The sequence below is a fragment of the Leucobacter celer subsp. astrifaciens genome, assembly GCF_001273835.1.
GTDB lineage: Bacteria > Actinomycetota > Actinomycetes > Actinomycetales > Microbacteriaceae > Leucobacter > Leucobacter celer.
On sequence record NZ_JHEI01000134.1, the window covers coordinates 325,861 to 340,203 of the forward strand.

Consider the following 14,343-nt stretch of genomic DNA (forward strand, 5'->3'; position numbering starts at 1 on the left):
CGGTGTCCTTCGCTGAAGCGGTGGATGGAAGCAGAGCGGTCGGCTCGGTGGGAGCGGCTCAGTGCGAGTCGTCGTGCGATCCGCCCTCGGGGGCCTCGCCCTCGGCGGTGGAGAGCGCGAAGGCGGCGGTGTGCACCTCGTCGCCGACCTTGAAGTCGAAGTAGAGCAGGTAGCGGCCGGCCGTGGGGGCCTCGGTCGCGAAGTCGACAGTCGGGCCCGAGAGGTCGCCGGGCTGCGGCTCGGCCCCCTCCGGGTGCACGTGCAGGTAGGCGAGGTCGCCCTCGCGCAGCGCGACCAGGTGGCCGAAGGCGCCCAGGTAGGGCTGCATCTCGGCGACCTTCTCGCCGTCGCGGGTGACCTCGAGGGTGAGCGTCGAACCGCCGCCGACGAAGAGGTCGCCCTGCAGCTGCACGTCGAAGTCGTCGACCTTCGCGTCGCGCACGTCGTCGTGACCGTGGGCCGGGGTGAAATCGCCGCCGATATCGATGCTGCGGGTGAGGGTGAGCCCTTCCTCGGCGCCGCCCGGGATGAAGTCGGCGAAGACGCGATAGGTGCCGGCCCGCTCCCAGGTCCACGGCAGCGACCAGACGCCCCGATCGTCGATCTCGGGGTGCGCGTGGCGGAACTCGGCGCCGTCGCTCCGCACGACGATCAGGTGGAGATCCTTCTCGTGCTCCTCGGTGTACTCGGTCAGGGCCTCGTCGCGATCGTCGAGGATCGAGAAGCTCAGCTCGCCCGCCTCACCGAGTTCGTGCGGTACCTCGATCGGGCTCAGGCGGTAGCCGCCCGCCGCGAGCGAGAGGCCGGGCAGCGCGGCGGGCGCCGAGGTGTCGTCCGCCTCGTCGTGCGCGCCGTGCTCATCGGTCGTGACGGTGGCCCGTTCCTCGATAGCGGACGGGGGCACGACGGCCCGGGCGACGAAGAAGCCGGCGACGAAGACGGCTGCGAGGCCGAGGCCGAAGAGGCCGAGGCGTGCGGGGGTGTTCATGGGATCCTTCCTGCGCGTCGTGTTGTGGTGCGTTGCGGTGAGGTGCGTCGCGGTGACCCGTGCCGGGTCCGGCACGGCGTGCGACGCGGGGGAGCGGCGCGCTCGCGCCGGTCTCTCAAGCGCGACGAGCGGTGTATCCCGCCTCGTCGACGGCCGCCAGCACGGCGGCATCGTCGACGGGGGCCTCGCCGGCGGTGCGCACCGAGAGCCTGCCCGTGCTCGAGCTGACGGCGATCTCGGAGACACCCGGGATCTGCTCGACCTCGGAGCGGATCGCGACCTCGCAGTGCCCGCAGCTCATTCCGGTGACCTGGTATTCGGTGGTGGTGCTGGCGTTCATGACTCCCTCTCGAATCGCTCGTCTTCTCAGCATACCCCCATGGGGTATGTCGTCAACACAACCCGTGACACCGGCGGGGTATTCCCGCGCGAGGCGATACGCTCGATGCATGGGCTCTGCGCCGAACACCTCACCGCTCCGCATCGGCTTCGTCATGCTGCACACCTCGCCGCTCGACGTGCCGGGCACCAAGGACGCCGGGGGGATGAACGTGGTGGTGCGCGCGCAGGCCGACGCGCTGGCGCGCGCCGGTCACGACGTCGTCATCTTCACCCGGCGGAGCGATCCCGCGCTGCCCCAGCGCGCCGAGCTGCGGCCGGGGCTCGCCGTCGTGCATCTCGACGCCGGCCCGGCGCGACTGCTGGCGAAGGGCGAGCACGAGGCGGTCATGGAGCGCTTCGGCGAGCTGCTCGACGCCGAACTGCAGAGCAGCCCGGTCGACCTGCTGCACGCGGAGCACTGGTTCTCGGGCATCGCCGCGCTTCCCGCCGCGCGGCGGGCGGGGATCCCGCTCGTGCAGAGCTATCACTCCATCGCGGCTCCGCCCGAGTCGCCCCTCGGCGAGGGCGAGCGCCCCGAGTCACCCGGACGCCTGGCGGGTGAGCGTCGGCTCGCGCACGACGCGGACCTCGTGATCGCCGTGAGCGAGGCCGAGCGGCGCACGGTGCTCGAGCGTCTCGACGGCGACGAGGATCGGGTGCGCGTGGTGCCGCTGGGCGTCGACACCGAACTCTTCCACCCCTGCGCCACGCGGGAGTGCGCGGAGGATCGGGACTGGCTCAGCAGCGGTGGCCGCCCCGAGGCGATCGTCGTGGGCCGTCTGCACCCGCTGAAGGGCTTCGACCTCGTCATCGACGCGGTGGCGGCCATCGAGCCGGATCGCCGCCCGATGCTGCGGGTCGTGGGGGCGCCGCCGCCCGACGGCGACGACTACGTGCGCTCGCTGCACGAGTCGGTCGCGCAGCACGGCATGCTCCGCACGACCGCCTTCGACGGCGCGCTGCGCCGCAGCGACCTCGCGGAGCGGATCCGGCGCGCCTGCATCATGCTCGTGCCGTCGCACTCCGAGACCTTCGGGCTCGTCGCGCTCGAGGCGGCCGCCTCCGGGATCCCCGTGATCGCGCGCGACGCCGGTGGCCTGCGCGAGGCGGTGATCGACGGCGAGACGGGGATCCTCATCTCCCCTGACTCCGATGCGGACGCGGGCGACGATCCGCGGGTCTGGGCCGAGGCCATCGAGCGGCTGCTCGGCGACGCGGAGCTGCGCGAGCGCATGGGAGCGGCGGCCCGGGAGCACGCCCTGCAGCGCAGCTGGGACGTCTCGGCCGAGCGCCTGCTCGAGGTCTACCGCGAGCTGCTGGCCCGCTGACCCGCCGCGCCAGCGGTAGGTTGCGCGTCAGCGGTAGGTCGCGCGTCAGCGGTAGGTCGCGCGTCGAAGGAGCGGGCGCGGGAGCGTTGCGCAGGGCGGAGCCGAGGCGGCGTCTACCTGTTGCCCCCGCGGCGGAGAAGTTCTCATGCCTAAACCTCTCAGCCTTGGTGAAGAGTGCCTTGCAAATCGGGACACTTTTCGTCGCTCCGGCCGCCGCTGGATTCGTGAAGCATTAGCGTACTGGCAGGCCTTCTCGCAAGAGCGCCTTCGTTCAGGCTCCGGCCTGAATAAATGAAGATCGGCACTGTCAGTGCGGCTACGTTCAAGGTCAGCAAGAATACGTTCAAGATGAGAAGCACAGACAACCTCGAAGAACCGGAAGGCGGTGGGGAAGCACGCTTTCGACACACTGCGAAGCAAGGCATGCAGCCTGCCCCAGCTCACCAAGACGTACAAGGTTCTGTGAGAACGAGCAAGCGGGGCGGGATCGCAGCGGTGGCATCGATCGTGCTCCTCGCCATTGGCGCAACCGGAGGATGCGGCACCCCAGTAGGGCAGTACCCGCGGGCGGTTGAAGACTCGTTCGTGAGCGCAGAGGAGGTGACCCTGCGAGGCGCGCTCGCCGCTGTGTACGTGAGTCCGCAAAGCATCGAACTCAACGACGGTGCCCCTGGCGGGTATGTCGTGCTGGTCGAAGGCGATGGTGCTGAGCGCGTCTTTCGCACGGAGGGCATGGACCTGGGTCAGTTGTCCTGGGATGCGAGCGGTTTGTTCTTCTCGGATCAGGAGTACGACTATCGCTTGTCGAGCAAGCTAGTCCGGTCCGAGAGTCCGAAACGAGAGTCCCAGTACGATATTCAGGCCACCGGCGACGGCGGCTCCGTCGCTGCCTACAACGACGGTTTTGTCGAAGACGGGTACGTGTCGCAGGTGGTGGAGTTCGATGGGCGTATCTCGACGCTGCGTGAGGTGGAGGGATACTATTTCGCCACTTCGTTCTGCGACGGCACGCTCTATGGCATCGGCCAGCCGAGCGGCCCCTATGCGCAGACGGTCGAGAAGCGAGGCGGGGCGATTCAGGGGGAGAGCGGGTTCACCGCAGTCATGCTCTCGCGGCTCTCGGGCACGTCCTCCGGTAAGGAGGAGGTTGTCGCGATCGTCGACACCGTCGATTCGATCACGATCGGCGAGGACGTGCCCTGCGCAGAGGGCGTGATTCGCACGATCGGCTCACGCTACACGTCCGGCGGGGAGGTTCCGATCCTGCGGAGTTGGAACATCACGACGGGTGAGCTCACGGATGTCGACCTGGTCGATACGGATGGGCGTGCTCTCACGGAGCTCGTCCTCCCGGATCTCGGGTTCTGGGCGCGCATGTCGAGCGAGGCGTACCGGGAAGGCCGGGTCGACTGGGTGACGCAGGAGGGGACGGTGTTCTCGACCGACGTCATGACGGGTGCGACGAAGCGGCTCCTGCAAGTCGACCCGGCTCCCGATCCGGCGGAGGACGACATCTCGATCCAGTTCGACGCGGATGCGCTGACAGCCGTCGTGTGGCGGCAGGCAACAGGCGAGGCGCTGCTGGTGTCATACGATCGCGGCACTGGCGCGGAGACACGGCGGATCGAACTGCCCGTGCTGGGAGGACTCCTCGGTGTCGACTGGGTCACGAACGTGCTGCGCGATCTCGCGGTCGCTCCCGTCGGGCAGGGATAGGACGCCAAGAATCGTGGCTGACCCTATCTGCGCGACCTTCTCACGGCACGAACACGCGGAGCGCGCCGGGCAGCACCCGGAAGCTCACTGAGTCGGTGCCGAGGCGGTCGCCGTCGAGCACCACGACCGACCCGGGCGCTGACACCTCGAGGCTCGATCCCCGATGTTGCGTTACCTCGGGGCGTCGCGCATGCTGAGCGCGCAGCAGCAGCGGGAACAGCCGGAGCAGTCGGATCCGCCCGATCGGGGCCACGTGCGTGACGTCGAGCAGGCCGTCTCCGGGATCGGCATCCGGACAGATCGGGATCCCGCCGCCGTAGTTGCGGGTGTTCGCCACGGCGACGAGGATCCCCGGAACGCGTTGCACGGATCCGCCATTGATGCTCAGCGCGAATGCGACGGATCGCAGCCGCACCAGCTCGATGAGCAGTGCCAGGTAGTAGCGGGCGGCGCCGCCCGGCCAGCGCAGGCGGTTGGTGCGTTCGCTGACGTTCGCGTCGAAACCGAGTGCCGCAACCGTGAGGAACCGACGGCGTCGACCGCCGCACACCGCCTCGACGGCGTCGATCTTCCGCGCCCGGCCCCGCAGTGCGAGGTCGGCCGCTGCCGCGGCCCGTTCGACGGAGCCGTGCGGCAGACCGAGGGAGCGTGCCAGATCGTTGCCGGTACCCGCGGGGACGAGGGCGACCGGCACGTCAGACCCGATGACCTCGTCGAGGATCAGGGACAGCGTGCCGTCGCCGCCGACGACCGCGAGCGCGTCGATGCCGTCGGCGACGGCCGCGGTCGCGTGACGTCTCGTCTCCCCGGGGGAACCGCCCACGAGCACCCGCACCTCCGCACCCGATGCCCGCAGACGCCGCGCCGCGGCCTGCCCGACACGGGCGCCCCGCCCGCGCCCTGCGGTAGGGTTGATCAGCACCGCGATGCGATAGCCCGCGCCCGCCCTCCCCGGCACCGTCAGCGCGAGACGAGCGTCGTCTCGAAGGAGTAGAGGTCGGGCCGGTAGCAGTGGTGGCCGGCCTCGATCACGCGCCCGCCGTGGTCGAACGCCACGCGATCCATCGTGAGCAGCGGGCTGCCCTTGGCGATCTCGAGCAGTTCGTGCTCGTCGCCGTGCGTGCGTCGTGCGCCGATCACCTGGTTGGCGATCTTGATGGTGATCCCGCGCGCGCGCAGGATCTCGTAGAGGCCTTGCTGTTCGAGCTTCTCGGTCGTGAGATCGGAGAACTCCGGCGGGAGCAGGTTCTCCAGGATCGCCATCGGAGTGCCATCGGCGCTGCGCAGGCGGCGCAGCCGGGTGATCTCGGCTCCCGGCGCCACGTGCAGGCGCTGCGCCGCATCCTCGTCGGCCGGGATGCGCTCCAGCGAGAGTACGCGCGTCGAGGGCTTGTGCCCCACGCGGGTGAGATCCTCGTGGAGGCTCGTGAGTTCGACCGGGCGGCTCACGCGGGCCTGCACCACCTGCGTGCCGATGCCGCGGCGCCGCACGAGCAGGCCCTTGTTGACGAGCTCCTGGATTGCCCGTCGCACCGTCGGGCGGGAGAGCCCGAGGCGCTCGCCGATGGAGATCTCATTCTCGAGGCGGGCGCCCGCGGGGATCACGCCCTCGCGGATCGCGCGCTCGAGGCGGCTGGAGATCTGGAAGTACAGGGGTACCGGGCCGGAGCGATCGAGGTCGGTGAAGAGCTCGTCCGGCCACACGGGGGCAGTGCTCATGGTCCCTCCTTGGAACATCGAGCGGCGTTGATCGGCGGACCCGGCCACGCTTTGTGATGACAACATTACCTCTTACTGGCCGTGTGAGCGGTGCTGAGACGTGCGGCGCGGCGGAAAGCGAGGTGCGTTGCCGATCATTCGTGCTATTGTTAGGACAAATGCGCCGGCGCACTCCGCGCTGCGCGTCACCTCGGAAGGCGGGTAGCGAATGTCGGAACAACGGCGTCCTGATGACGTGCTGGTGATGGGCCGGCTGGGAGTCGATGTCTACCCGCTTCAGCAGGGCCCTCTCGAAGACGTCGAGAGCTTCGGCAAGTACCTCGGCGGCAGCGCAGCCAACGTCTCGGTGGCCGCCGCGAAGTACGGGCACTCGGCCGCGCTCGTGTCCCGCGTCGGCGACGACCCCTTCGGCCGGTACCTGCTGCGCGAGCTCGACCGTCTCGGCGTCGACCCGCGCGAGGTGCGGGTCGATCCGGAGCACCCGACCCCCGTCACCTTCTGCGAGATCTTCCCGCCCGACGATTTCCCGCTCTACTTCTACCGCAAGCCGAAGGCGCCCGACCTGCAGATCGAGAGTGCGGATCTCGACCTCGACGCCGTGCGCGAGGCCCGCATCTTCTGGTTCACGCTCACCGGTCTCAGCGAGGAGCCCAGCCGCGCCGCGCACCACGCGGCGCTCGAGGCCCGCGGTCGCCGGCAGCACACGGTCTTCGACCTCGACTACCGCCCGATGTTCTGGGCGGATCCCGCAGAGGCCACGGCTCAGGTGGCGCGCGCGATCGAGAACACGACCGTCGCCGTCGGCAACAAAGAGGAGTGCGAGGTCGCCGTGGGTGAGACCGAGCCCGATCGCGCAGCCGACGCGCTGCTCGAGCGCGGCGTCGAGCTGGCCATCGTGAAGCAGGGCCCCAAGGGCGTGCTGGCCAAGACCCGCGAGGAGCGGGTCGAGGTGCCGCCGCACTTCGTCGACGTCGTCAACGGCCTGGGCTCGGGCGACGCCTTCGGCGGGGCGCTCTGCCACGGCCTGCTCGAGGGCTGGGGCCTCGAGCGCATCCTCCGCTTCGCCAACGTCGCCGGCGCGATCGTGGCCACTCGACTCGAGTGCTCCACGGCCATGCCCGACGCCACCGAGGTCGAAGCCGTACTGACGAAGGGAGCCTAAGATGGCGTTGGACTTCGAGCGTCTGCGCGAGCTGCGCGCCGCGGACCCCGCCGGCGTGGGCCGCGCTCTCGCGGAGCGCAAGCGCCGCGAGGTGATCCGCGGCGATGGGCGCCTCTTCATCGTGGCGGCTGACCACCCGGCGCGAGGCGCCGTCGCGGTCGGCGCGGATCCCACCGCGATGGCCGACCGCTACGAGCTGCTCGAACGCATGGCGCTCGCCGTCTCCCGCCCGGGAGTGGACGGCGTGCTGGGCACCCCCGATATCATCGACGACCTCGCCGCGCTCGGCCTGCTCGATGACAAGATCGTGGTGGGCTCCATGAACCGCGGCGGGCTGCGCGGCGCCTCCTTCGAGATGGACGACCGGTACACCGCCTACGACGTCGAGGCGATGGTGCGGCAGGGGATCGACTTCGCGAAGACGCTCATCCGGGTCGACCTGAACGATGCTGGCACGGCCGCCACGCTCGAGGCCACCGCCCGGGCTGTGGATGCGGCGGCGGCGGCCGGGCTGCCCATCATGCTCGAGCCCTTCATGAGCAACCGCGTGGACGGCAGGGTCGTGAACGACCTCAGCGCCGACGCCGTGATCCTCTCGACCGCCATCGCCTCCGGCCTCGGCAACTCGAGCGCCTACACCTGGATGAAGCTGCCGGTCGTGCCGGAGATGGAGCGCGTGATGGCGGCGACCACCATGCCGACCCTGCTGCTCGGCGGCGACAACGGCGGCGATCCCGACGAGACCTTCGCCTCGTGGGAGCAGGCGCTCGCGCTCCCCGGCGTGCGCGGCCTCACCGTGGGCCGCACGCTCCTCTACCCGCACGACGACGATGTGGCCGCTGCCGTCGACACCGCCGCCCGCCTCGTGCACACTGACCTGTAGGGATTCCGCAATCCGCCGTCATCCTGCGCAAGCTTGCGCGTCGCAGGATCTCACCCCACTCGACCTGGATCCTGCGATCCGCTTCGCGGCCGCAGGATGACGAAGAAGGAGCAATCATGACCACCGAAACCCCCGTGATCCCGCACTGGATCGACGGCGCCCGCCGCGAGTCGGCGAGCGGCCGCACCGTGCCCGTCTACAACCCCGCGACCGGCGAGGTGCAGGCGCACGTCGCGCTGGCCGACGAGGCCGAGATCGCCGAGGCCATCGCGTCGGCGCACCGCGGCTTCGAGCTGTGGAGCGAGTTCTCCATGGCGAAGCGCCAGACCATCATCTTCAAGTTCCGCGAGCTGCTGAACGCCCGCAAGGGCGAGCTGGCCGCGATCATCACCGCCGAGCACGGCAAGGTGCTCTCCGACGCGATGGGCGAGATCCTGCGCGGCCAGGAGGTCGTGGAGCTCGCGACCGGCTTCCCGCACCTCATCAAGGGCGCCTTCTCCGAGAACGCCTCGACCGGCATCGACGTGTACTCGATCAAGCAGCCCATCGGCGTCGCCGGCATCATCTCGCCCTTCAACTTCCCCGCGATGGTGCCGATGTGGTTCTTCCCCATCGCCATCGCGGCGGGCAACGCGGTCATCGTGAAGCCGAGCGAGAAGGATCCCTCGGCGTCGCTGTGGCTCGCCGAGCTGTGGAAGGAGGCCGGTCTGCCCGACGGCGTGTTCACCGTGCTCAACGGCGACAAGCTCGCGGTCGACGGCCTGCTCACCTCGCCCGACGTGGCCTCGATCTCGTTCGTCGGCTCGACGCCCATCGCGCAGTACATCTACGAGACCGCCTCGAAGCACGGCAAGCGCGTGCAGGCGCTCGGCGGCGCGAAGAACCACATGCTGGTGCTGCCCGACGCCGACCTCGACCTCGTGGCCGACCAGGCGATCAACGCCGGGTACGGCGCGGCAGGCGAGCGCTGCATGGCGATCTCGGTGGTGCTGGCCGTGGAGCCGGTGGCCGACGAGCTGATCGAGAAGATCAAGGATCGCATCGCGAAGCTCAACATCGGCAACGGCGCCTCGACGCCCGAGCCCGACATGGGGCCGCTCATCACCGATGTGCACCGCGACAAGGTCAAGGGTTACATCGACATCGCCGAGCAGGACGGCGCGACGATCGTCGTCGACGGTCGCGACTTCGCGGTCGACGGTCACGAGGGCGGCTTCTTCGTCGGCCCCACCCTCATCGACAACATCCCCACCACCTCGCGCGCCTACACCGAGGAGATCTTCGGCCCGGTGCTCGAGATCGTGCGCGTCGAGACCTTCGAGGAGGGCGTGAGCCTCATCAACTCGGGCGCCTTCGGCAACGGCACCGCGATCTTCACGAACGACGGCGGTGCGGCTCGCCGCTTCCAGCACGAGATCCAGGTCGGCATGATCGGCATCAACGTGCCGATCCCCGTGCCCGTGGCCTACCACTCCTTCGGCGGCTGGAAGGCGTCGCTGTTCGGCGATGCCAAGGCCTACGGCGTGCACGGCTTCGACTTCTTCACCCGCGAGAAGGCGATCACCAGCCGCTGGCTCGATCCCGCCAAGCACGGCGGCATCAACCTCGGCTTCCCGCAGAACGACTAGGCATTGCCGCCGGTTGAGCGAGCAGAGCGAGCCGAAACCCTTGATTTCGACTCGCAAGCTCGCTCAATCAGCGGGACGCGCCTTCTGAAAGGGCACGACATGACAGAGCAGCGCTGGTTCCACCGCCGCGGCGAACTCGCCGAGGGCGGCTGGGAGACCGTGGTCGACGAGCGCATCCCGGGGTGGGAGCACACCGGCATTCGAGTGGGCAGACTCGAACAGGGCGCCTCGCTCGAGCTCGACGGCACCGGCGTCGAGCGATTGATCGTTCCCCTCTCCGGCGCGTTCTCGGTGGCACACACCGAGAACGCGGCCGGTGGCGAGAGCGTCGAGACCATCACCGAGCTGGCGGGCCGCGCCTCCGTCTTCGACGGCCGCACCGACATGCTCTACCTCTCGGCGGCGGCGACCGGCACGGTCACCGCACGCTCCGAGGGCGAGAGCCGCTTCCTGGTCGCGACCTCGCCCACCGATACGGTTCGGCCCACGCGCTATCTGCCGGTGGACGAGATCCCCGTCGAGCTGCGCGGTGCCGGCGCGTCGAGCCGCCAGGTGCACAACTTCGGCCGCAAGGAGGTGCTCGACGCGGCCCGCTTCATCGTGGTCGAGGTGATCACCCCCGCCGAGAACTGGTCGTCGTACCCGCCGCACAAGCACGACGAGCATGTGCCCGGACACGAGTCGCAGCTCGAGGAGATCTACTACTTCGAGGTGGCGCCCGTCAAGGATGCGCCCGCGGGCGTCGATCCCGAACGCGCCTTCGGCATGTTCAGCTCGTACTCCTCGCCGGCCGGACACCTCGAGATCGACTCGCAGGTGAAGACCGGAGACGTCGCGCTCGTGCCCTACGGCTACCACGGGCCCGCGGTCGCGGCTCCGGGCTACGACATGTACTACCTCAACGTGATGGCCGGACCCGATCCCGATCGCAGCTGGCTCATCAGCGACGACCCGGCCCACGGCTGGGTGCGCGACACCTGGGAGGGGCAGCAGCTCGATCCCCGGCTCCCCTTCACCGCCGAATAGACGAACGCATCGTCAGACCCGTCATTCTGCGCGCGTGAAATGCTCGGAGAGAAACGCGTCAGCGTTTATCGCATTTCACGGTGGCCCCACTGGGCCAGCGAGTCGCAGAATCCACATTTTGAACCAAGGTCCTGCGTACTGCGACTCCCTCCGGTCGCGCAGCATGACTGCAGGATGACGAGAAACGAACCCGCAAGGAGACCACGATGACCACCCGTCGCATGACCGTCAGCCAGGCGCTCGTCGAGTTCCTGGCGAACCAGTGGACCGTCGACCGCGCCGCCGACGGCAGCGAGATCCGCGAGCGCACCATTCCGGGCATGTTCGGAATCTTCGGCCACGGCAATGTGGCGGGCGTGGGCCAGGCCCTGAAGCAGTGCAACGCCCTGAACCCCGATCTGATGCCCTACTACCAGGCCCGCAACGAGCAGGCCATGGTGCACCAGGCCGTCGGCTACGCCCGCATGCATCGGCGCCGCGGCACCTACGCCTCTGCGGCCTCGGTCGGCCCCGGCGCCACGAACCTGCTCACGGGCGCGGCGCTGGCCACCACCAACCGTTTGCCGGCCCTGCTGCTGCCGAGCGACACCTTCGCCACCCGGGTCGCCGATCCCGTGCTGCAGCAGCTGGAGCAGCCGCACGACATCGGCCTCACCGTCAACGACGCGTTCCGCCCGGTCTCGAAGTTCTTCGATCGCGTGCAGCGCCCGGAGCAGCTGTTCTCGATCGCGCTCGCCGCGATGCGCGTGCTCACCGACCCCGCCGAGACGGGCGCGGTCACCATCGCGCTGCCCGAGGACGTGCAGGCCGAGGCCGTGGACGTGCCGCTCGAGTTCCTGCAGCCCCGCGAGTGGCGCATCCGCCGGCCCCTGCCCGAGCGCGACGTGCTCGCCCTCGCGATCGAGGCGATCCGCGCGGCGAAGCGCCCGTTCATCGTGGCCGGCGGCGGGGTGCTGTACTCCGATGCCGAGCAGCAGCTGCGCGAGTTCGTCGAGGCGACGGGCATCCCGGTCGGCTCCTCGCAGGCCGGCGGCGGTGTGCTCGACTGGGACCACCCGCAGTACCTGGGCGGCGTCGGCGCGACCGGCACGCTCGCGGCCAACCGGCTCGCCGCCGAGGCCGACCTCATCATCGGCATCGGCACCCGGTACAGCGACTTCACCACGGCCTCGCGCACGGCGTTCCAGAACCCGGACGTGCGGTTCGTGAACATCAACGTGGCGTCGTTCGACGCCTACAAGCACGGCACGCAGATTCCCGTGATCGCCGACGCCCGCGAGACGCTTCTCGAGCTGATCGGTGCCGTTGACGGCAGTGCCCACGGAGACGGGGCGGCCGGGGATCTGCGTGTCGATCCCTCCTACGCCGAGCGCATCGCTGCCGAGAAGGCGGAGTGGGACGCCGCCGTGGACGCGGCCTTCGCGCCGTCCGGTCTCGCGCTGCCCGGGCAGCCCGAGATCATCGGCGCGGTGCAGCAGGCGTCGGCACCCGAGGACGTCATCGTGCAGGCTGCGGGATCGCTGCCGGGCGACCTCCACAAGCTGTGGCGGGTGCGCGACCCGCTCGGCTACCACGTCGAGTACGCGTACTCGTGCATGGGCTACGAGATCGCCGGCGGGCTCGGCGCGAAGCGCGGTCTGCTGGCCGCGGGCGACGACCGCGACGTGATCGTGATGGTGGGCGACGGCTCGTACCTGATGCTCAACACCGAGCTCGTCACGGCGGTCGCCGAGGGCATCAAGCTCATCGTGATCCTCATTCAGAACCACGGCTACGCCTCGATCGGCCACCTCTCCGAGACCGTCGGATCGGAGCGCTTCGGCACCTGGTACCGCTCCTACGACGAGGAGGCGAAGAACTTCCAGGGCGACGAGATCCTGCCCGTCGACCTCGCGATGAACGCGCGCAGCTACGGCATGGACGTCATCGAGGTGGATCCCGGGGCCTCCGCGATCACGGATCTGCAGGCCGCGATCGCGCAGTCGAAGGCGTCGGATCGCGCCACCTTCATTCACATCAACAGCGACCCGCTGATCTACGCGCCTGACGGCGCGGGCTGGTGGGACGTCCCCGTGCCGCAGGTGTCGACGCTCGAGTCGACGCAGCGCGCCCGCGCGGAATACGAGCAGCAGGTCGCCGCCCAGAGGCCGCTGCTCGGGTAGTCGCGCCGCTGCCGGGGCCGGGGGCCGGGGCTGCTGCCGGGCCCGCGGCTGCTGCTGCCGGTCGAACGGCCTCTCGCGCCGCCGCGCCTCCGTCCGTATGGGATCTGCGGAAGATATGGCGGTTCCGCTCGGGATCCGCCATATCTTCCGCAGATCCCAGACCTTCCGCGGCCCCTCGCCCGTCCGAACGCGAGCGAAGAGGAAAACCCCTGCAAATTTGGTCTATTGTCCTATCAAAGTAGGGATTCGAGGGTAGACTATTGCGGTACCGAGACATCACGAGAAAGCGCGTGAGCAGATGAGCAACGAAGCAGTCGACAACCCGGGCCTGCGCATCGGCACGGCCCCCGATTCGTGGGGCGTCTGGTTCGCCGACGACCCGAAGCAGGTGCCCTGGGAGCGCTTCCTCGACGAGGTGGTGGCCTCCGGGTACCAGTGGATCGAGCTCGGCCCGTACGGCTATCTGCCGACCGATCCGCATCAGCTCGAGGACGAGCTCGGTAAGCGCGGCCTCAAGCTCTCGGCCGGCACCGTCTTCACGGGCTTCCACAAGGGCGAGGAGCAGTGGCAGCGCGCGTGGGATCAGGCGCTCGCCGTCGCGGGCCTCGCGTCGAAGCTCGGCGCGGAGCACCTCGTCGTGATCCCGGATCTCTGGCGCAGCGACGCGACGAGCGAGGTGCTCGAGCCGCGCACGCTCACCGACGAGCAGTGGCAGAAGCTCGGAGCGGGCCATGACCGCCTGGGCAAGGCGCTGCTCGAGGAGTTCGGCATGCGGCGGCAGTTCCACTCCCACGCCGACAGCCACATCGGCACCACCCGCGAGGTGCTGCGCTTCCTCGACGAGACCGACCCGCGGTACACCAACCTCTGCCTCGACACCGGCCACTTCGCCTACTACGGCGGCGACAACGTGAAGCTCATCGAGGAGCGGCCCGAGCGCATCGGCTATCTGCACCTCAAACAGGTCGATCCCACGCTGCTCTTCGACGTGCTGAAGAACGACGTGCCGTTCGCCGAGGCCGTCACCGAGGGCATCATGATCGAGCCGCCGCACGGCGTTCCCGACCTGGCGCCGATCATCGAGGCCGTCGCCAGGATCGATCCCGAGATCTTCGCGATCGTCGAGCAGGACATGTACGGCTGCGACGTCGACCGTCCGTTCCCCATCGCCCGGCGCACCCGCGAGCACATCTTCGGCTGCACGCACATGGCGCGGATCGCGTAGCGCCCCGCCCGCGCGAACGCCCCACCCGTATCCCGCGCGAACACCTACCCGTCATCCTGCGGCCGCGAAGCGGATCGCAGGATCCAGACACCATACGACGAGATCCTGCGACTCACTCCGTTCGC

The 14,343-nt window shown here is 69.4% G+C and carries 12 protein-coding genes; 8 read left to right on the plus strand and 4 right to left on the minus strand.

Features of this window, described 5'->3' with window-relative positions; all coding sequences use genetic code 11:
• Positions 1 to 58: 58 nt before the first annotated feature.
• Entirely contained in the window at positions 59 to 988 is a 930-nt protein-coding gene (locus AMS65_RS05550) for a hypothetical protein (RefSeq protein ID WP_053383147.1), read from the minus strand.
• A gap of 115 nt (positions 989 to 1,103) precedes the next feature.
• Positions 1,104 to 1,328, minus strand: coding sequence for a heavy-metal-associated domain-containing protein (locus AMS65_RS05555; protein WP_053383148.1), 225 nt, complete (start codon positions 1,326 to 1,328; stop codon positions 1,104 to 1,106).
• Positions 1,329 to 1,437: 109 nt separating this feature from the next.
• Between AMS65_RS05555 and AMS65_RS05560 the strand changes: the two genes are divergently transcribed.
• Positions 1,438 to 2,697, plus strand: a complete 1,260-nt coding sequence (locus AMS65_RS05560) for a glycosyltransferase (protein WP_053383149.1) — start codon at positions 1,438 to 1,440, stop codon at positions 2,695 to 2,697.
• A 495-nt stretch (positions 2,698 to 3,192) separates the two neighbouring features.
• Positions 3,193 to 4,413, plus strand: coding sequence for a hypothetical protein (locus AMS65_RS05565; protein ID WP_162231755.1), 1,221 nt, complete (start codon positions 3,193 to 3,195; stop codon positions 4,411 to 4,413).
• Between the two features lie 40 nt (positions 4,414 to 4,453).
• On the opposite strand, the gene AMS65_RS05570 is transcribed toward AMS65_RS05565, so the two are convergent.
• Positions 4,454 to 5,335 carry a diacylglycerol/lipid kinase family protein gene (locus tag AMS65_RS05570; RefSeq protein WP_241489348.1) on the minus strand — a complete coding sequence of 294 codons (882 nt, stop codon included), beginning with the start codon at positions 5,333 to 5,335 and terminating at the stop codon, positions 4,454 to 4,456.
• A 38-nt stretch (positions 5,336 to 5,373) separates the two neighbouring features.
• Positions 5,374 to 6,132 carry a GntR family transcriptional regulator gene (locus AMS65_RS05575; RefSeq protein WP_053383151.1) on the minus strand — a complete coding sequence of 253 codons (759 nt, stop codon included), beginning with the start codon at positions 6,130 to 6,132 and terminating at the stop codon, positions 5,374 to 5,376.
• Positions 6,133 to 6,340: 208 nt separating this feature from the next.
• Here AMS65_RS05575 and iolC point away from each other — a divergent pair, with 208 nt between their 5' ends.
• The 6 genes from iolC (at position 6,341) to AMS65_RS05605 (ending at position 14,218) form a co-directional block, all read left to right on the plus strand.
• Positions 6,341 to 7,294, plus strand: a complete 954-nt coding sequence (iolC, locus tag AMS65_RS05580) for a 5-dehydro-2-deoxygluconokinase (RefSeq protein WP_053383152.1) — start codon at positions 6,341 to 6,343, stop codon at positions 7,292 to 7,294.
• 1 nt (position 7,295) lies between these two features.
• The gene (locus AMS65_RS05585; protein ID WP_053383153.1) at positions 7,296 to 8,177 is read left to right on the plus strand and encodes a class I fructose-bisphosphate aldolase; all 882 of its coding nucleotides are present in this window, start codon (positions 7,296 to 7,298) and stop codon (positions 8,175 to 8,177) included.
• 116 nt (positions 8,178 to 8,293) lie between these two features.
• A complete protein-coding gene (locus AMS65_RS05590) occupies positions 8,294 to 9,805 on the plus strand; it encodes a CoA-acylating methylmalonate-semialdehyde dehydrogenase (protein ID WP_053383154.1) in 1,512 nt (503 codons plus the stop codon).
• A gap of 99 nt (positions 9,806 to 9,904) precedes the next feature.
• Positions 9,905 to 10,831, plus strand: coding sequence for a 5-deoxy-glucuronate isomerase (gene iolB / locus AMS65_RS05595; RefSeq protein ID WP_053383155.1), 927 nt, complete (start codon positions 9,905 to 9,907; stop codon positions 10,829 to 10,831).
• A 206-nt stretch (positions 10,832 to 11,037) separates the two neighbouring features.
• Positions 11,038 to 12,993: a 3D-(3,5/4)-trihydroxycyclohexane-1,2-dione acylhydrolase (decyclizing) gene (gene iolD, locus AMS65_RS05600; protein WP_053383156.1), complete on the plus strand. Its 1,956-nt coding sequence runs from the start codon at positions 11,038 to 11,040 to the stop codon at positions 12,991 to 12,993.
• Between the two features lie 298 nt (positions 12,994 to 13,291).
• Positions 13,292 to 14,218 (plus strand): sugar phosphate isomerase/epimerase family protein, encoded by a 927-nt coding sequence (locus tag AMS65_RS05605; protein ID WP_053383157.1) that lies wholly within the window; start codon positions 13,292 to 13,294, stop codon positions 14,216 to 14,218.
• Positions 14,219 to 14,343: the final 125 nt, after the last annotated feature.